15 protein-coding genes and 1 tRNA gene are annotated in these 18,316 nt (G+C 46.4%); 7 read left to right on the forward strand and 9 right to left on the reverse strand.

What is annotated here, in order from left to right; translation table 11 throughout:
* Positions 1 to 7: 7 nt before the first annotated feature.
* Both GTQ38_RS03400 and GTQ38_RS03405 read left to right on the forward strand, forming a co-directional pair.
* On the forward strand, positions 8 to 1,858 hold the full coding sequence (locus GTQ38_RS03400) for a CBS domain-containing protein (RefSeq protein WP_161433965.1): 1,851 nt from the start codon (positions 8 to 10) through the stop codon (positions 1,856 to 1,858).
* Positions 1,848 to 3,074, forward strand: a complete 1,227-nt coding sequence (locus GTQ38_RS03405) for a succinylglutamate desuccinylase/aspartoacylase family protein (RefSeq protein WP_161433967.1) — start codon at positions 1,848 to 1,850, stop codon at positions 3,072 to 3,074. The genes GTQ38_RS03400 and GTQ38_RS03405 overlap by 11 nt, the downstream gene beginning before the upstream one ends.
* Here the strand turns inward: GTQ38_RS03405 and GTQ38_RS03410 are convergent.
* Genes GTQ38_RS03410 through GTQ38_RS03425 form a run of 4 tightly spaced genes read right to left on the reverse strand, consistent with a single transcriptional unit; the run spans position 3,071 to position 8,339 of the window.
* Positions 3,071 to 4,936 (reverse strand): M1 family metallopeptidase, encoded by a 1,866-nt coding sequence (locus tag GTQ38_RS03410; RefSeq protein WP_161433969.1) that lies wholly within the window; start codon positions 4,934 to 4,936, stop codon positions 3,071 to 3,073. The two genes, GTQ38_RS03405 and GTQ38_RS03410, sit on opposite strands and share 4 nt — an antisense overlap.
* Before the next feature lie 16 nt (positions 4,937 to 4,952).
* On the reverse strand, positions 4,953 to 6,587 hold the full coding sequence (locus GTQ38_RS03415; RefSeq protein ID WP_161433971.1) for a S8 family peptidase: 1,635 nt from the start codon (positions 6,585 to 6,587) through the stop codon (positions 4,953 to 4,955).
* A 14-nt stretch (positions 6,588 to 6,601) separates the two neighbouring features.
* The gene (locus tag GTQ38_RS03420; protein WP_238857765.1) at positions 6,602 to 7,495 is read right to left on the reverse strand and encodes an SMP-30/gluconolactonase/LRE family protein; all 894 of its coding nucleotides are present in this window, start codon (positions 7,493 to 7,495) and stop codon (positions 6,602 to 6,604) included.
* On the reverse strand, positions 7,479 to 8,339 hold the full coding sequence (locus tag GTQ38_RS03425) for an MBL fold metallo-hydrolase (RefSeq protein WP_161433973.1): 861 nt from the start codon (positions 8,337 to 8,339) through the stop codon (positions 7,479 to 7,481). Before GTQ38_RS03425 ends, GTQ38_RS03420 begins: the two co-directional genes overlap by 17 nt.
* A 221-nt stretch (positions 8,340 to 8,560) precedes the next feature.
* Here GTQ38_RS03425 and GTQ38_RS03430 point away from each other — a divergent pair, with 221 nt between their 5' ends.
* The gene (locus tag GTQ38_RS03430; RefSeq protein WP_161433975.1) at positions 8,561 to 10,414 is read left to right on the forward strand and encodes a cation:proton antiporter; all 1,854 of its coding nucleotides are present in this window, start codon (positions 8,561 to 8,563) and stop codon (positions 10,412 to 10,414) included.
* Positions 10,415 to 10,419: 5 nt separating this feature from the next.
* On the opposite strand, the gene GTQ38_RS03435 is transcribed toward GTQ38_RS03430, so the two are convergent.
* A complete protein-coding gene (locus GTQ38_RS03435; RefSeq protein WP_161433977.1) occupies positions 10,420 to 10,653 on the reverse strand; it encodes a GTP-binding protein LepA in 234 nt (77 codons plus the stop codon).
* Between the two features lie 130 nt (positions 10,654 to 10,783).
* A complete protein-coding gene (gene lepA, locus GTQ38_RS03440) occupies positions 10,784 to 12,580 on the reverse strand; it encodes a translation elongation factor 4 (protein WP_161433979.1) in 1,797 nt (598 codons plus the stop codon).
* Positions 12,581 to 12,754: 174 nt separating this feature from the next.
* On the opposite strand from lepA, the gene dusB reads away from it, so the two are divergent.
* Positions 12,755 to 13,747: a tRNA dihydrouridine synthase DusB gene (gene dusB / locus GTQ38_RS03445; RefSeq protein ID WP_161433982.1), complete on the forward strand. Its 993-nt coding sequence runs from the start codon at positions 12,755 to 12,757 to the stop codon at positions 13,745 to 13,747.
* Here dusB and GTQ38_RS03450 read toward each other — a convergent pair whose 3' ends face one another.
* Positions 13,748 to 14,953: an ABC transporter permease gene (locus tag GTQ38_RS03450; RefSeq protein ID WP_161433984.1), complete on the reverse strand. Its 1,206-nt coding sequence runs from the start codon at positions 14,951 to 14,953 to the stop codon at positions 13,748 to 13,750.
* Between the two features lie 9 nt (positions 14,954 to 14,962).
* A complete protein-coding gene (gene rbfA, locus GTQ38_RS03455) occupies positions 14,963 to 15,355 on the reverse strand; it encodes a 30S ribosome-binding factor RbfA (RefSeq protein ID WP_161433987.1) in 393 nt (130 codons plus the stop codon).
* A gap of 51 nt (positions 15,356 to 15,406) precedes the next feature.
* Between rbfA and mce the strand changes: the two genes are divergently transcribed.
* Together mce and GTQ38_RS03465 are read left to right on the forward strand one after the other, a co-directional pair.
* Positions 15,407 to 15,805 carry a methylmalonyl-CoA epimerase gene (gene mce, locus GTQ38_RS03460; protein WP_161433989.1) on the forward strand — a complete coding sequence of 133 codons (399 nt, stop codon included), beginning with the start codon at positions 15,407 to 15,409 and terminating at the stop codon, positions 15,803 to 15,805.
* A gap of 425 nt (positions 15,806 to 16,230) precedes the next feature.
* Positions 16,231 to 16,304: transfer RNA gene (locus GTQ38_RS03465), tRNA-Ile, on the forward strand.
* 138 nt (positions 16,305 to 16,442) lie between these two features.
* On the opposite strand, the gene GTQ38_RS03470 is transcribed toward GTQ38_RS03465, so the two are convergent.
* Complete coding sequence (locus GTQ38_RS03470) at positions 16,443 to 17,243, reverse strand: 3-keto-disaccharide hydrolase (protein ID WP_161433991.1); 801 nt, start codon at positions 17,241 to 17,243, stop codon at positions 16,443 to 16,445.
* 411 nt (positions 17,244 to 17,654) lie between these two features.
* Between GTQ38_RS03470 and GTQ38_RS03475 the strand changes: the two genes are divergently transcribed.
* On the forward strand, positions 17,655 to 18,316 hold a 662-nt coding region (locus tag GTQ38_RS03475; RefSeq protein ID WP_161433993.1), incomplete at its 3' end, for a BspA family leucine-rich repeat surface protein.

The following is an 18,316-nucleotide window of genomic DNA, read 5'->3' on the forward strand; positions in this document are numbered from 1 at the left end:
TATTCACATGGGAGAACTTAAGGTTAAAAGATTTGAAAGGCACGCGGACAAGGCCAATTATATCTCTCAGTTGCTCAAGGAGATTGAGATTCTGGAATTTCTGATCAAAGAAAAACGATTTGAGCGGAAACCTATCCGAATAGGGGCGGAACAAGAGTTTTGTGTGACGCAAAACAATTGGGAACCCAATAACAATGCCGGAGACATTCTCGAGGAGGTAAACGATCCCCATTTCACTCACGAACTTACGCGGTATAATCTTGAGATCAACCTGGATCCCCTGGTGCTGAAAGGCTCCTGCTTTTCTGAACTTCACTGGCAGTTAGACCTATTGCTCGATAAGGTAAGCCAGGTAGCGGACAAACACGATTCTAAAATTGTACTGACCGGTATTTTGCCAACAATTGGCTCCGATCACCTGGAAAAGGATTATATGACCCCTGCCAAACGATACGATCTTTTGAACAAATCCATAAAGGAGATCCGACAGAAGGACATCGAATTGCATATTAAAGGGGTGGACGAGATAAACCTATATCACGATTCTATATTGTACGAGGGTTGTAACACCAGTTTCCAGGCGCATTTGCAAATAGATCCTGAAGATTTCATAAGCGCTTACAATTGGGCACAGGCCATTTCCGGTCCGGTATTGTCCATTTGTACCAACTCACCACTTCTAATGGGTAAGGAACTATGGGAAGAAACGCGGATCGCACTTTTTACCCAGAGCATTGATACCAGGCCCAGTTCCTTTGTGCTTAACGAGCGGGAATCCAGGGTAAGTTTCGGCAACCAGTGGGTAAAAGGGACCATCGCGGACTTTTTGAAAGACGAAATTATCGGTTATCGAAGCCTGATCACAGGAGATTTCAACGATTTAAGCTGGGAGGAGATCAAGGGAGGAATGACCCCTAAACTAAAGGCGCTTGGATTGCTAAACGGAACCATCTATAAATGGAACCGCCCGTGCTATGGTATCACGGACGGGCTACCCCATCTGCGAATAGAGAACCGCTATATTCCTGCAGGACCGACAACAGAGGATGAGATCGCTAATATGATGTTCTGGGTAGGTATCATGCAGGGAAGGCCCGCGGAATGGGATAATGTTCATGAGCGGATGGATTTCAAAGACGTAAAAGGCAACTTTTTTAATGCCGCCAGGTACGGGATGGCATCTCAGTTCTATTGGGATGGTAAACTTTGCAGTAGCAGGGATCTTATTCTGGACACCCTCCTGCCCATGGCGTATAAGGGACTTTACAAAATGGACTTGGAGCCAAAAGACGTTGAGCGTTATCTGTCCGTAATAGAACGGAGGGCAAAAACCCGCGGCGGCTCGCGATGGATCACGGAGGCCTACAGATCTTTAAGAAAGAAGGCCAACAGACCCGAAGCGCTTAGAATTCTGGTGGCTGCAATGCATGAAAGGCAGAACAAAAAATATGCTGTAGACGCGTGGGAATTGCCACGTGGAGATGAGTTTGCTACAAAAGACGAAGCCAGGAAGGTGAAGGACATTATGAATACGAGGGTTATTACAGTCCTCGAAAATGACAGTTTAGAACTAGTTCTGAAAACCATGCAATGGAAGGACATACATCATATGCCCGTATTGAATAAGAAACAGGAGCTTTCAGGGTTGCTAAGCTGGAAGGATATGGAGCAGTACCTGGATGAACCTGAAATCCTGAGGGGACGTATTGATGCTTTGATGCAGCGCGACCTGATCACCATTGACAAATCCGCCAGCCATGCCGAAGCTAAGGATTTAATGCAGTCCAACAACATAAACTGCCTGCCCGTCCTCCAGGGAAAGCGGTTGGTAGGGATAATCACTTCAAATGACCTCTGACACTTTGCTCCTAAAAAAACAAGACCCCTTGCCTGATACCGAAGAAGATCGCTTTATAGGGAAAATCATAAAACCCGAAGGCCCTACTCTGGTTTTTTTCGGCGGTATTCATGGCAATGAACCTGCCGGACTCAAAGCGATACAGCATGTATTCTCCACCCTGGAGGGCAATCAGGAGCGATATAAGGGTTCGCTCTTCGGGATCCACGGAAATATACCGGCCGGTACTATCGGCAAACGGTTTGTGGAGCAGGACCTGAACCGGCTTTGGACCACCAAAGAAATCTCCAGGATCACCGGGAAAGAGAAGGCTTCCAGGACCACGGAAGAAATTGAACTTGTGGAGCTTTACTCCATCATTAAGAAGGTCCTTAGTCTGGGGTCACCACCTTTCTATTTTTTTGACCTTCATACTACCTCCAGTCCAACCGCTCCCTTTATAACCATAAATGATGCCTTGATCAACAGGGATTTTTCAAAACAATTCCCTGTACCTGTCATCTTGGGCATTGAAGAATTTCTGGAAGGACCTTTGTTGAGTTATATCAATGCGCTGGGTTACGTTTCTCTCGGTTTTGAATCCGGCCAGCATAACGACCCGGAGGCTGTTCAGGCTGCCATTGCCTTTATGTGGTTGACATTGGTTTACACCGGATTTATGAAGGATGATGGGCATAGGATCCACGAGAGGTTTTCGGCGGAACTGGGCAGTATGGTAAAGGAAAGTATTGGGAATTTTTATGAAGTAACTCACAAACACCAGATAGAACCCGGGGATAAATACCAAATGATAGAAGGTTTTGAAAGTTTCGGAGATGTCGCCAAGGGAACCATTTTGGCCGAGCATAACGGAAAGGTAGTTTTTACAAAGAAAAAGGCTGTTCTATTCATGCCGCTTTACCAGGCTCAGGGAAAAGAAGGGTTCTTTCTCATACGTAAGATCCCTATTTGGGCCCTGTGGATTTCCAGAATAGTGCGCAAACTTCGCCTGGAGAATTTGTTGCTATTGCTTCCAGGTGTTACCCGATCCCGGAATAGAAAGGAGCAATTGCTGGTCAACACCAGAATTGCCCGCTTTTTCACCAAACCCTTCTTCCATATTTTGGGATACCGAAACCGGGAACTGGCAGAAGACCGCATACTACTCAATTCCAGGGAGCGTGTTGCCCGTACCAAAGACTACAGGAAAACATCCTGGTTTCGTCCGGGCGCCTAATCTTTAATATCCAGTTCTTCGGCCTGCCAAAGGTTATTCTCACGGTCTACATCTGCCATGAGTTGGGAGGGATCTATGGAGATCGCCTGGATCTCGGACAGCGGTCTGCCCACCTGAAATCCGTAAGATGGATAGGCCCAGGCCCAGTCTGGTAGTAAAGTGCGTTCCAGCCCGGGATAGGGGTTTTCTTTTTCTCCTCTCATAACCCGCAAAGGTGCATAAAAGGTTTCCCTGCTCCCGTCTTTATAAACCACCAGAACGTCTACGGGCATAGGCATAAGCCCTATTCTTTCGAGGTTTATCCGCGTGTTATCACCTTCGGCTAACACTTCTTTTATACCGTAATCAATCGTATTGGTCGTTTGCGTCCAATCCTGCAGGTACCATCCTAATTCCAGCCCGGAAACCTTTTCCGCGGTCCTTTTGAAATCGTTAGGTGTTGGATGTTTGAATTTAAAATCGTCATAGTATTTCCGAATGGTCTCCATAAGCTTATCCTGACCAATAACATACCCAAGTTGCGAGAGAAAGACGGATCCCTTGCTGTAAGCAGAGATGCCATAGGCGAAATTCACGTCGTAGCGATCTGCATGAGTGCCCTGTGGCTGCTCCCTGCCGGATTGGGTGAGGGCGAAATAGCCTTTGTAGGAATCCTCAAAAGGGTTAACCTTATTCTGATCCATTATTTCATTCATGCAAAGGCTGGAAATAAAGGTGGTGAAGCCTTCATCCATCCAGGCGTGCTTGGCTTCATTCGTGGCCAGCACGTGCTGAAACCAGGAATGCGCCAGCTCGTGAACGGTGACTCCCACCAAACTACCAAAACTACGTTTACCCGTTATCAGCGTACTCATAGCGTATTCCATTCCGCCGTCCCCACCCTGGATTACGGAGTATTGATCGTAGGGGTAAGTGCCAATATTCTTGTTGAAGAAGGTCATAGCGTCCGCGGTCTTGGGCTGTAAATTCTTCCAGTTCTCCAGGATATCCTCATCGTTCTTATAGAGGAAATGCAGTAAGGGGCCATTCTCCATCTGCAAAGTGTCGTGAATGTATTCCGGATCTGCGGCCCACATAAAATCATGCACCTTTGGCGCTATAAAATGCCAGGTCAGCGTTTTGCCTTTTGGGCGGTCTACTTTAGAGCCAGGCGCTTCGTAGCCATGGCCTATCTGCTGGGGATTTTGTAAATAACCGCTTCCGCCAACAACATAGGTCTTGTCTATGGTGAGCTTGACATCAAAATCACCCCAGACCCCGTGGAACTCCCTGGCGATATAGGGGTCTGCATGCCAACCTTCAAAGTCGTATTCCGCCAGTTTCGGATACCACTGGCTCATTGAAAGTGCGACCCCCTCGGCATTATTTCTTCCGGAACGCCTGATCTGAACGGGTACCTGCCCTTCGAACACCATATCAAAAGTAGTTTTAGATCCCGGCTGTATGGGAGAGGCCAGACTTACTTCTAAAACCGTACCTTCCAGGGAATAGTCTACCGCCTTACCATCCTGGGTAAGGGAAGTGGCTCTGAGGTAACCGATCTCTTCCGGTTTCAGTGCGGCTATACGGCTATTGCCATCTACAAACATACGGCCGTCAGGATCTTTGATGTTCTGAAGCCTGATATCCATTTCACTTCCCGGCTGAAAAGCGTTAAAATACATATGGTAGTATACCTTGTTCAGGACATCCGGAGAATTGTTGGTATAAACCAGTTTCTGCTTCCCGGAATACTGAAAGTTGGTCACATCCATATTAACCTCCATCTTGTAATCTACATGCTGCTGCCAGTAGGAATTTTGCTGTGCTGCAACTCCCACTGTGAACAAAAGCGCCATTACAGGCCACATCAATCTTTTCATATACTTTTTGTTTGTGCTAGACTTTTAGTTTTCCTTTAGCGACCTGTTCCGCCATGATCAAAGCGTTATAGGCATTGGCAATCCTTCCTGATTTTGAGATCTTGTCCATATAACTGGCCTTGGAAGCATCTCCGGATACTATAATAGATGTCTTTACCCTGAGACCAGAGGTCATTATGATCTTTTTTACTTCTGAAGCCGTAAGTTTTGGATAATGCGAGCGGATCAGCGCCGCTATCCCTGAAACCCCCGGTGCCGCAAATGAGGTACCGTTACTAAACTCGTATTTGTTTCCGGGCTGGGTGGAATAGATATCCGAACCCGGTGCAAACACATCCACATTTATTGCTCCGTAATTGGAATAAGAAGCCACCATTTCCGAACCGTATTTGCTGGCCAGGGCACCTACCGTGATCACATTGTCCGCAAATTCGGGGCCATTGTTAATCTGGTCATTCGGAAAGTTTGGATTTGCGGGATTATCGAGGTCGTTCCCATCGTTGCCCGCGGCATGTACGATAAGCACGTCTTTTTCCGCTGCGTATTTAATGGCATCGTAAACCCAATCTGCATTGGGAGAAAAGGACTTTCCAAAACTGGCGTTGATCACTTTGGCTCCATTGTCTACCGCGTAGCGGATCGCCAGGGCGATATCCTTATCGTATTCGTCTCCGTTGGGGACTGCTCTCAGGCTCATAAGCGCTACGTTATTGGCAACTCCTTTCATCCCGACTCCGTTATCGCGTTCAGCTCCGATAATCCCGGCAACATGTGTTCCGTGACTTTCGTCTTTGAGCATGTTTTGAGGATTACCATTGCCATATCCCTTGTCATCAAAATCATAAGGATTATCACCTACGGGCTTACGTCCGTCAAATTCCGCATTCAGGTGGTAGTTGAGCTGTTCGGAAAAATAGTTAATACCGTCTTTAAGCTCTTCCAGTACTTCAGGAATACTGTCTGCAAAAGAATACATCTGCATTAAAACGCCAATATGCTGTTGCATGGCCTGATCCTCCGTTTTGATTTGGGTAATATCCTCTTTATCGTAGGTGTCTTTTCCAAGATGCTTTTTTACTGCCTCATCGGCATTTTTCACGGTTTGCAGGATCTGCTCATATTGTTGCTTATTCTGTTTGGCCTGTGAGCTTTCAGAGTCTAATTGGCTTTTGGCCTTCAATTGAGTATCGGCATCAGCCAGTTTGAGTTTTACTATTCTGGTAAATTCCAGTTGCTCATTGTATGAAGCACCTAAAAAGTTATAGCCGTGAATGTCATCAACATAGCCATTCTTATCATCGTCTTTCCCATTCCCTGGCCTTTCACGTTTATTGGTCCACAGAACGCCATCAAGGTCTTCGTGCTCCAGGTCCATTCCGGAATCGATTACGGCTACGATTACTTTTTTACCCTTTTTAGTTCCGATGATATCTCTGTAGGCGCGGTTAACACTCATTCCGGGAATGGTATCCGTGGTAAGGTCTGCATGACCCCAGGATCTCTTTTCAGATTCACTGAGCTCCGTGATCTTCAAGGGTACATTGTCTATATTCTCTACAGGAGTAAGTATAAGGGATGTGCCTCCGCAGCCGCTTAGTATAAGTATCCCTAAAGCCGGACCACAGAGTAATTTAAAAAAACGGATCTTCATATGATTGCTAATTATTAGTGTATTTTATTGTAATGATTTCCGGGATTTAGTGCGGAGAACTGCTCCAGGCAACCCCGATCCTGCAAAGTGACAAAACAGGTAGTACCATCTGCACCTCCAAAGGTTATATTAGAAGGCTTTTTCCCTTTTAATATTACTTCCTCAAGCAATTTTCCGTCAGGGTTTAGAATGGCTACGGTACCCTTGCCATAGCGCGTAATGTACAAATTTCCTTTCATATCGCATCGCATCCCATCCATCCCGAAATTCTCAAAGGAGTGGAAGAGGGCTTTACCTGAAACCCTGCCATTTTCATCTATGGAATATCGCCAAACTTTTCTTTGAACGGACTCGTTAACATAGAGGTATTTTCCATCCGGACTAACCTCAACCCCATTGGTCGTACCCATATTTTCCTCTAATCGTATCAGCTTGCGATCCGGAGAAACATACCACAAATTTCCGGTACTTTCAGCCCAATTGGGATCGCTGAGGTAAATGCCGCCTTTATAATCCATGGCCAGATCGTTCGGTTGATTCATGGTGGTGTCCCTGACCCATATCTCCGGAACGGAAGTTCCGGGGCTAACCCTATACACAGAATGACCTTTGTAATCGGCTATAAACATATTCCCATCAGCATCAAAACGGATCCCGTTGCCTATACTGCCCTCGGGAAGTGTTAGGTACAATTCTCCCTTTCCGTTTTGATCAACTTTTCCTATAGTGCCTTCTTTCTCAAAGTTTACGGCAAAAAGCAGTCCTTCCGCATTTACCGCCGGGCCTTCAATTCCACTTGTAAATGCAGCTTCTTCGGAAAAATCCGTGCTTTTAAGTGGCCCTTGCTGGCAGGAAGACAGGTAGGGAATGAGAAATATACCAAATAGTATTTTAATTAAAGATCTCATCGAATGTATAGCTTTTATCGAGCCTGGTGCCCTTTTCTGTTTGCTTTAAGGTGCAGAGTTGGTTCACTGCATCGTGTTCCATAAAAAGGATGTACTCTTCTTCTACCGCTTTTTCCAGGAAAACCGCCTTCTCTTTCAGGGTCAGCAAAGGCCTGGTATCGTATCCCATCACATAAGGAAGTGGAATATGCCCTGCAGTAGGGATGAGATCTGCGGCAAAGACCAGGGTTTTTCCTTTGTAGGAGATATGGGGGATCATTTGCTTATCCGTATGTCCGTTGACCAAGAGAATATCAAATCCCAGCTCCGAACTTGTTACAAAATCCGATTCCGGATCAGGGATGAACTTCAGCTGTCCGCTCTCCTCCATAGGAAGCAGATTTTCCTTTAAAAAAGATGCCTTTTCCCGGGCGTTTGGTTGGGTTGCCCATTCCCAATGCGCCTGGTTAGACCAAAAAACCGCATTCTTAAATGCGGGTTCATAGCCGGTTCTATCCTTATTCCATTGTACACTGCCTCCGCAGTGATCAAAGTGAAGATGGGTCATAAAGACATCCGTAATGTCGTCCCGATGAAATCCCGCGCTGGCAAGGGATCGATCCAGGGAATGGTCCCCCCAGAGGTAATAATGACTAAAGAATTTTTCGGATTGCTTGGAGCCTAGCCCGGTATCTATTAGTATAAGGCGGTTGCCATCTTCTATAAGTAAACTTCTCGCGGCCAGGTCTATCATATTATTATGGTCTGCCGGGTTGGTCCTGGTCCATAACGATTTCGGTACTACCCCAAACATGGCGCCGCCATCTAACTTAAAATTACCTGTCTCTATGGGGTATAAGGTCATTATCTATTTTTCTAAGCGGCTGCAAAATAAGAAAAGCTGTAGGGATAGCGTGGAGACCCTCAGATTTTTTAACATATCCTTTTAAGAATTCTTTTTGGCCCCAAATTTTCCGGTAAGGCCTCGCTGCACAATTGTCCTTATTTTTCTACGGCTGTTACGACTCAGTTTGAGGATAGCACATTTCTAAAATAAAAACAGTAAATTTCGCACAAAACAAGGGCATGTTAGAACTGGCAGGGATTATTATCCTGGGAATATTGGCGCAATGGATGGCATGGCGGTTGAAACTACCCGCAATCTTACCGCTTATCCTCATTGGCCTGCTCGTTGGACCGATCGCTACCTTGTTTACTGCAGATGGTTCTAAGCTAATTGAACCCATTTGGAACGGAAAGAACGGACTTTTCCCGGGCGAAGGCCTTTATTACTTTGTTTCCCTGGCAATTAGCATAATACTTTTTGAAGGGGGCTTAACCCTAAAGCGTTCTGAAATTCAGAATGTTGGTCCGGTGATCACCAAGCTGATCACTGTGGGGACCCTGGTTACTTTTTTTGCGGCTGGTATAGCCGCTCATTTTATTTTTGACCTGAGCTGGCAGATGTCTTTCTTGTTTTCGGCCCTGATCATTGTTACCGGTCCTACGGTAATTACACCCATTCTTAGAAATATTCCCTTAAAAAAGGATATATCAGCCGTATTAAAATGGGAGGGGATCCTTATAGACCCTATTGGCGCGCTGGTTGCAGTACTTGTTTTTGAGTTTATCAGTGTGGGAGAAGGGCAGGCTTATACCCAGACTGCTCTGATAGAATTTGGAAAGATCATTTTGTTTGGCTTTACCTTCGGATTTACATTTGCTCATGCCCTGGCGTTTGCCATTAAGCGTAATTTTATCCCTCACTACCTCCTCAATGTGGTGTCGCTTTCGGTGGTGCTTCTGGTCTTCGTGGAATCAGATGTTTTTGCACACGAATCCGGCCTGCTGGCTGTGGTGATCATGGGGATGGTCATGGGAAATATGGATCTTCCAAACCTCAAAGAACTGCTATATTTTAAGGAATCCCTGAGTGTCTTGTTGATCTCTATCCTTTTTATCCTGCTCGCGGCGAATATGAATATCAGCGACCTGGAATTGATCTACAACTGGAACACAGCCATACTCTTTGCGGTAATAGTTTTCGTTGTCAGGCCATTGGGGGTACTCTTGAGTACACAGGGATCCTCACTTAGAACGAATGAAAAACTCTTTATCGGATGGGTGGGCCCCAGAGGTATAGTAGCAGCTGGTATCGCTTCGCTTTTCGGTTCTAAATTGTTAATAAAAGGAGAGCCGGGCGCGGAATACATCACCCCGCTGGTGTTCATGGTGGTTTTGGGAACGGTCTTATTGAACGCTACCACCGCGAGATATATCGCAAGGTTACTGGGAGTATTCCTGCAACAGTCTAACGGTATCCTCATAATAGGCGCGTCTGAGTTTTCAAGACTGATAGGAGAATACCTGAAAAAGAATGACCGGCATGTAGTGCTTATAGACAATAACCCTACCAATGTAGAACAGGCTAAGGAATTGGGATTGGAAGCGATTAACGCCAATGTATATTCAGACACCCTTGCGGACAATATTGAGCTAAGTGATGTGGGGTATTTGATGGCGTTGACCGGCAATACGGAGATCAACCGGTACGCCATTGATAAGTTTGAAAAGCAATTTGGCGAAAATGGATCTTTTCGCCTGGTCAGCAACGAGGAAATGAATAATCCGGAAGGGGCTCCCCGTGAAGGGCTGTTTTCCCATACGGATGATTTCATCAAGCTTGTAGAGGCCAGCCGTAAATTTCCGGCGATTCACGAGATAGCCCTGAAAGACAAGTCGCACTACGATCGACTGCTGGCAATCAGTAATTCAGATAATGATATCGTACCCATATTCCTCAAGGATCCTGAAGGAGACCTCAAGATCATTTCATCCCAAAGCAAAGATGTACAGGCGATCACAGACGGCTTTCAGCTGGTCTATCTCGGAAAAATGTTCGACGAGGAAAGCGTTGTAAACAAGGCTTTACCCGCCTAAGGCGATCATCCGGCAAAAGGCTCAGTTTTCCATACAGTCACTGAAATATCATTGCTGGCTATTTCGTATCCCTTTCCTGCTACAAGTTGATAAAAATGCACTGATGATTCCCGGGTGATCTTGTCCGAAAGTAAGGTTTCATCTATTTCACCTCCTTCCTGGCGCCAGATAAAAATGGAATTCTGTTCAATTTGAATAATACGGTGTTTGGCCGTAAACTGGGCAATATATGTGGTCATTTGGTTTGGAGAACTCTAACGAGTTATTTGGTTTTGACCCTTCAAAATACGGGAATATTTAATTCCTTGCAAAAATTGTCAGAAAAAGCAGAGCTGGCTGTTACCCTGGTCGGATCAGTGCTGCAAAGCCCTAGTCATTGAGTTTAAGTACGGCCATAAACGCTTGCTGTGGGATCTCTACATTGCCTACCTGGCGCATGCGTTTCTTACCCTTCTTTTGTTTTTCCAGAAGCTTTCTTTTTCGGGAAATATCCCCTCCGTAACATTTTGCGGTCACGTCTTTACGGAGCGCTTTGATGGTTTCCCTGGAAATGATCTTGGAACCGATAGCGGCCTGAATAGGAATGTCAAACTGCTGCCTTGGGATAAGCTCTTTGAGCTTTTCACACATTTTTTTACCGATGTGGTAGGCGTTATCCGCATGAACCAGGGCCGAAAGCGCATCCACGGGCTGGGCATTCAACAGTATATCTACCCGCACCAATTTAGAAACCCGCATCCCGATCGGGGCGTAGTCAAACGAAGCGTAACCCTTAGAGACGGTTTTTAGCCTGTCGTAGAAATCAAAGACGATCTCCGCAAGCGGCATATCAAAATTCAATTCAACCCGCTCCGGAGTGAGGTAAGTCTGGTTGGTGATCTGGCCCCGCTTCTCAATGCAAAGCGACATCACATTTCCAACAAAATCCGACTTGGTGATCACCGTGGCCTTAATATAAGGCTCCTCCACCCGGTCTACCGTAGACGGATCGGGAAGGTCGGAAGGGTTATTAACAATAATGGACTGATCGGTATTTTTAGTGGTATAGGCGTGATAACTTACGTTTGGAACGGTGGTGATCACAGTCATATTGAACTCCCGCTCCAGGCGCTCCTGAATGATCTCCATATGGAGCATCCCCAGGAAACCACAACGAAATCCGAAGCCCAGGGCCGCACTGCTTTCCGGGGTAAAAACAAGAGAGGCATCGTTGAGTTGTAGCTTTTCCATGGAAGAACGCAATTCCTCAAAATCCTCAGTATCCACAGGGTAAATGCCTGCAAATACCATAGGTTTTACATCCTCAAATCCGGCGATCGCATTATCTGTGGGCTTGTTGGCATCGGTAATCGTATCCCCGACTTTAACTTCTCGGGCATCCTTGATCCCGGTGATGAGGTAGCCCACATCTCCGGTATTGATCTGTTGCTTGGGTTGCTGTGTCAGTTTCAAGGTTCCCACCTCATCGGCAAAATAGTCCTTACCGGTAGCTACGAATTTTATCTTTTGACCCTTGTGAATGGACCCGTTTACCACCCGGAAGTATGTTTCCACTCCGCGGAATGGGTTATAAACCGAATCAAAAACCAGGGCCTGCAACGGCTCTTCCGGATTACCTTCCGGAGCCGGGATCCTTTCTATGATGGCCTCCAGGATATCCTCAATTCCAATACCGGTCTTAGCACTGGCCGGGATCACTTCTTCAGCCGAGCATCCAAGCAGATCCACAATATCGTCTGTAACTTCTTCAGGATTGGCGCTGGGTAGATCTACCTTGTTCAGTACGGGTATGATCTCCAGATCGTTTTCCAAAGCCAGGTAAAGGTTAGAGATGGTCTGGGCTTGTATGCTCTGGGCGGCGTCGACAACCAATAATGCCCCCTCGCAGGCGGCAATGGAACGGGAAACCTCGTATGAGAAATCCACGTGTCCGGGAGTATCTATTAGATTTAAGATATAGGATTCTCCCTGGTACTCGTATTCCATCTGGATGGCGTGACTCTTAATGGTGATCCCCCTTTCACGCTCTAGGTCCATATTGTCCAGCAACTGGTCCTGCTTTTCCCTTTCAGTTACAGATCCGGTAAAGTCCAACAGGCGGTCTGCCAGGGTACTTTTACCGTGGTCAATATGTGCGATAATGCAAAAGTTGCGAATGTTCTTCATAAGTGTTGAACCCTATCAACAGGAGCTGTTAGCCCAATTTGAGAGGGCAAAGATACGGTTATTGTTTGTTCTATTTTTGGTATGAAGCTATTTTTCGATGCATGAAAATGCGGCAAATGGGCCCAAATGCGCAATTTTGACTAATTTTGCAGTCGCAAAAGATATCTGAGACAGTTGGTAAAGATAGATAAGATAGAACTTCCGGATTTTCCCTTGCTCCTCGCACCTATGGAGGATGTAAGTGATCCGCCATTCCGTGCGCTATGCAAAGAGCAGGGTGCGGATGTGGTGTATACGGAATTCATTTCATCAGAGGGGCTGATCCGCGATGCGGCGAAAAGCGTGATGAAGCTGGACATTTATGAGAAAGAACGTCCGGTAGGTATACAGATCTTCGGTGCCAACCTGGATTCCATGTTGCGTTCCGTAGAGATCGTAGAAAAATCCAACCCGGATATCATCGACATCAATTTTGGATGCCCTGTTAAGAAAGTGGTATGCAAGGGAGCCGGAGCGGGGATTTTGAGAGATATTCCGCTCATGGTTAAGTTGACTGAGGCCATGGTAAAGCACACCCATTTGCCGGTTACCGTTAAAACCAGGCTGGGTTGGGACCACGATTCCATTAAGATCGTTGAGGTGGCGGAACGCCTGCAGGATGTTGGCTGCAAGGCCATTGCTATCCACGGGCGTACCAGGGTGCAAATGTACAAGGGCAATGCCAATTGGGACCCTATCGCCGCCGTGAAGAACAACCCCAGAATGCATATTCCTGTTTTTGGGAACGGGGATGTAGACAGTCCGGAGGCTGCAAAGCGGATGCGGGACGATTACGGTCTGGACGGGGCCATGATAGGCAGGGCCAGCATTGGTTATCCCTGGTTTTTCAAGGAGGTAAAACACTTTTTGGCAACCGGTGAGCACCTGGATCCGCCAACTATGGAGGAAAGGGTAACCGCCGCCAGAAGGCACCTGCAAATGTCTATAGATTGGAAGGGCGAAAAGCTTGGGGTTTTTGAGACCAGGCGTCACTACACCAATTACTTCAAAGGTATTCCGAACTTTAAGGAGTATCGGATGAAAATGGTTACCAGCGACGCCTCAGAGGATGTATTTGCCGCTTTTGATGAGGTTCTGGAAAAATTCGGAGATCACGTATTTGCCTGATCAGGCCAACATTTTTCTGTTTACCCTGCTACTGGCGATCTTAGCTGCGATCACCCCCAACACTACAATTGTGGCCAGTACAATAAACACATTAATTGGGCGGAATTCAACCGGATAGGCCAGGGAAGGAGTGATCATCAACCATCCGAATGCTATTTGGGACCAAATCAGCAGGGAAGCGACCACTACACCTATCAACCCGCCAAAACTGGTGACCATAACCCCCTGGAGAAAGTAGATCCTTCGCAATTCTTTGAGGGTGGTACCCAGGCTGTAGAGGGTTTTGGAGTTTTGCTGTTTGTCCAGTATCATCATGATGATGGCCCCAACCACATTGAAGAGGGCAATGATCAGAACCAGGGTAAAAATGAGGTAGGTAGCGACGTTTTCGGTGTTTAACATACGGTAGAGCGTACTGTTGAGTTGCCGTCTGTCCTGTACGAGAACAACATCCCCCAATACTTCATAGATCTGGTTTCGAATTGCCTCCTCGTCTGCTTCAGGCATCAACTTAAAATTCACCCCGGATACCTGGGTGCTGTCTTTTTCAAGTAGCGCCTGCACCAGAGGCAGGGCAGTGATCACGTACTTTTTGTCCAGGTTCTCCTCTATGGCATAGACACCAGATAATACTACGGAAAGTTGGTTGTACAACTGGTCTCCGAAGGATTGTGGCCTTAAGGAGCCCGTTCCCGGTTTGGGAGCAAGAATAAGCATGGGGCTGCGGTAGTCCTGCACGGCCATCCCCAGCAGATTGGCAATTTCTATCCCGGCGACTGCCTGTTGGGCGTCAATACCCCATTGTCCGATATACATGGTGCTGTCTACCCCTGTGGTACGGATATAGTTTTCGTCTACGCCTTTGATGTAGGCGATATGGCTTTTCTTTTGGTGATTTAGATAGACCCGCTCTTCCAGTTCTTTGGAGAAGGATGCGATTCCCTCAATTTTGGCCAGGTCTTCCTCCTGAGCTGCAATTAGCGTGTAGGACTTTCCGAAAGCCGGGGTGGCCTTGAGGTCGGGATCAAAGGTGTTGGTAAACGATAAGCTGAAGGTTTTGAGGCCTGCAAAGCCTGATAGTACTATGAACAAGGCGGCAGACCCGATAACAATGACCAGGAAGGTAATGAAGTTGATAATGTTTACCGCATTTTGGCTGCTTTTGGACCTCAGGTACCTCTTTGCTATGTAAGCCGGGAAATTCAATCAGAAAGGCTAGGATTTTTTTCGTTTTGCCAGGAGGTCCGGTTTTTCAATGGGGTTATCGCCTCCTTTCAGGGATTGATCGATCTTGTCTATATAGTCCAGGGAATCGTCCAGGAAGAAGCTGAGTTCCGGGATACGTCTCAATTGATTTCGGGTGCGCCGGGCCAGCTCGTGTTTTATAAGGTGTTGGTTGGATTTAACCCCCGCCATGAGTTTTTCGCTGTTCTTTGAAGGGAAAATACTCAGATAGACTTTGGCGATGGACAGGTCTGTGGTGACTGAAACTTTGGAAACAGAGATCAGCGTACCCCTCATTCCACCATCGGTTGCTGCCCGCTGTAAAATGTCTGCCAGATCTTTTTGCAAAACCCCGGCGATCTTTTTCTGTCTTTGTGTTTCCATAGGGCAAAAATACGGATAGTATTGCGTAATTTAGTGGTAGAACCTAAGATAGTGAAGAAAATAGAACATATTGGTATAGCGGTAAAGGACCTGGAGGCTTCTAACCGCGTTTTTGAAAAGCTTTTTGGCCAGGCGCATTACAAGGTAGAGGAAGTGGCCTCGGAGGGTGTACGCACCTCATTTTTTCAGTCGGGCCCGAACAAAATAGAACTCTTGGAAGCGACAAATCCGGACAGTCCGATCGCCAAATTCCTGGAAAGAAAGGGTGAGGGGATCCATCATATCGCTTTTGCGGTGGATGATATTCAGGCGGAGATTGAGCGATTGAAGGCTGAAGGTTTCAGGGTGTTGCATGAAAGCCCGAAAAAGGGAGCGGACAATAAGCTGATTGCCTTTTTACACCCAAAGAGCTCCAATGGAGTGCTGGTGGAGTTGTGCCAGGACGCCTAGATTCAGCTGGCAGTTTGCAGTAGGAAAGTTCTTTTTGTCACCCCGAGCGCAGTCGAGGGGTAAATAGTAAAGAATTCTCCTGCGCTAAAGCTACGGAGGACAAGGGTGGGGAAAAAGAAGAACAATCCTCCTACGCTAAAGCTTCGGCGGATACTATTTGCGCAGGAGTAAAATAAATTCTAATATTGCAGTCCGAATTTTGAGGGTGGATGAAAAGTGAACCGACGGCCTCAAAATAACTTATTGAAAGTACACCGGTCTTATACCTGCCCGACTGTACGAGGCAGGCGGGGTATAGTTGGTTACCTGCCTACCTGTCGGTATCGGCAGGCAGGGAGCACCTGACAGAACTGCTTGAATAATAGAATTGTATCTTAGATTGGGATACAGAAAATGGCGGTTCAAGACATATTATTAACTACAATGGTCCTATAGCTCAGTTGGTTAGAGCACCTGACTCATAATCAGGGGGTCCCTGGTTCGAGCCCAGGTGGGACCACATATTCCGAGAAACCCTGACCGAAGCGTCAGGGTTTCTTATTTTTAGTCCTAAGCGAACTAACCCAGTTTGCCCACTTGTAATGAAATAAAGGTCGAAATTTACTAAGACTTTGTTTTGTGCTAAGACTTCCTGATATCAATCCAACTCCTTGATCATAATATTCTTAAATTCCACCCCTTGGCCCTCAGCTTGCAGGCCAATATAACCCTCACTTAGAAGTTTTCCATCTATTTTGATAGCCCGGTCAAAGCGATTGGCAACCCCACCACCTATTTGGGGTTGTGTGTACCGCAGTACCTCCTTGCCATTGACCTTATGGATCACTAATGAATCACGGTATACCACAAGTTCTCCCTTAACCCATTGGTTCCAGGCATAGGTTTCGGAAGTTGAACTGATGCAATGTCTGGGATCCATGGAGCCTTCGAAAATCACTTCAGTACCCGGGGAGCACATATTACCCGTTGGCCGCGGCCCTTTACCTTCATCCGCCAACATCTGATACTCCACAGAAATTGGCCAATCCTGTTCCTTTAATATGGTTTTTGGGTCCTGGGAGTGAAACATGATACCGCTATTGCGATAGGTATAGTCCGGCGCATCCGGCATCCATTGATCCGTAAATCGATATTCAAATTTTAAGTGAAATTTAGAAAAAGCTTCCTTGTAGAACAGATGTCCGTAGCGCTCGTTGAACTCCGAATAATCATCGTAATTCACTTGTATGGCCCCATTGACCACCCTAAAGGTATTGGCATAGTTGTCACCGTAGTCATGATGGTGGAATTTTGCCACCCATCCGTCAAGATCTTTACCATTGAACAGCGGCTGCCATTCATCCTTTTGGCTTTGGCAGGAAACGAACCAAAGAGAAAGACAGCAGGCGAATACCGAGATACCTGCTATGGTTAATTTCTTTTTTTTGAGGGTTTTCATATTAGAGCGTCGGTTTATACCATAGTAGCTTGGTTAAAAGCAATATTTGGGAGGGAAAGGAGAATTACAAAATCACAAAGATTTATTCGACTCCTACAGGAAACTCTCATAACATTTTGATTTCCTACAAGTTAATAATAGAAGGGAAAAAAGGAAAATAAAATTTTTAAGAAAAATAAGCTAGATTCCTATCAATTGGTTCGGATTTCAACGCTCATAAAATCCTATTTCGGAGCAAATTGGCGGCAATCTTATCCTCCGGAAGGTCATGAGGAGCTCATTGAAAGCTGTTATTACTCCCCACTCGGAACACACATTTATTTTCAAATAGAGACAGTTGTTACTTTCCTTTTAAAGTGTTGAGCATAAGGCACTAGCTTAATAGGAGAATTCATACAACTGATTTAGATTATGGGGACAAATTACGCAACGGGCCTGAAGCGGCCCTTACTTACCTTTTTTACATCCTTCCTGATTACCACCGGCCTGTATGCCCAGACCGAGTTCATCACCACCTGGGACACCAACAAGCCCGGAACCTCCAACAGCAGTTCCATTACCATTCCCGCAGTGGGGACCTACGATGTGGACCTGGGCAATGACGGCACCTATGAGCTGCTGGACCAGAGCGGGACCATCACTTTGAATGTCCCTCTGCTTAACTATACCTCCGGGAAGATACAAGTGGCCCTTCGGGATGCTGCTTCCGGGAACGGGACCCTTACTGCGATACAATTCAACAACACAGGGGATAAGGAGAAGCTGCTTTCCGTAGACCAATGGGGCAGCATATCCTGGAGCACGATGGAGGGTGCATTTTGGGGCTGTAGCAATATGGAGGTTAAGGCCACCGATGCTCCCGACCTGAGCAGTGTTAGCAGTACGGACAAAATGTTTGGCTATGCAAGCAGCTTTAACGCAGATATTAGTTCCTGGAATACCAGTAACATAACCGATATGAACATGATGTTTTGGAATGCCACTGCCTTTGACCAGGACATCAGCTCCTGGAACACCAGCAGTGTGACCAATATGTACGGCATGTTTGCTTATGCCACTTCCTTTGACCAGAA

The organism is Poritiphilus flavus (assembly GCF_009901585.1).
GTDB lineage: Bacteria > Bacteroidota > Bacteroidia > Flavobacteriales > Flavobacteriaceae > Poritiphilus > Poritiphilus flavus.

Excerpts from the sequence above, each read along its gene's own strand:
- GTQ38_RS03435 (WP_161433977.1), bottom strand. The coding sequence starts at position 10,653 with ATGACCACATATATTGCCCAGTTTACGGCCAAACACCGTATTATTCAA.
- GTQ38_RS03405 (WP_161433967.1), top strand. The coding sequence starts at position 1,848 with ATGACCTCTGACACTTTGCTCCTAAAAAAACAAGACCCCTTGCCTGAT.
- GTQ38_RS03425 (WP_161433973.1), bottom strand. The coding sequence starts at position 8,339 with ATGACCTTATACCCCATAGAGACAGGTAATTTTAAGTTAGATGGCGGC.
- lepA (WP_161433979.1), bottom strand. The coding sequence starts at position 12,580 with ATGAAGAACATTCGCAACTTTTGCATTATCGCACATATTGACCACGGT.
- GTQ38_RS03410 (WP_161433969.1), bottom strand. The coding sequence starts at position 4,936 with ATGAAAAGATTGATGTGGCCTGTAATGGCGCTTTTGTTCACAGTGGGA.
- GTQ38_RS03400 (WP_161433965.1), top strand. The coding sequence starts at position 8 with ATGGGAGAACTTAAGGTTAAAAGATTTGAAAGGCACGCGGACAAGGCC.
- GTQ38_RS03430 (WP_161433975.1), top strand. The coding sequence starts at position 8,561 with ATGTTAGAACTGGCAGGGATTATTATCCTGGGAATATTGGCGCAATGG.
- GTQ38_RS03420 (WP_238857765.1), bottom strand. The coding sequence starts at position 7,495 with ATGAGATCTTTAATTAAAATACTATTTGGTATATTTCTCATTCCCTAC.
- GTQ38_RS03415 (WP_161433971.1), bottom strand. The coding sequence starts at position 6,587 with ATGAAGATCCGTTTTTTTAAATTACTCTGTGGTCCGGCTTTAGGGATA.
- rbfA (WP_161433987.1), bottom strand. The coding sequence starts at position 15,355 with ATGGAAACACAAAGACAGAAAAAGATCGCCGGGGTTTTGCAAAAAGAT.
- GTQ38_RS03470 (WP_161433991.1), bottom strand. The coding sequence starts at position 17,243 with ATGAAAACCCTCAAAAAAAAGAAATTAACCATAGCAGGTATCTCGGTA.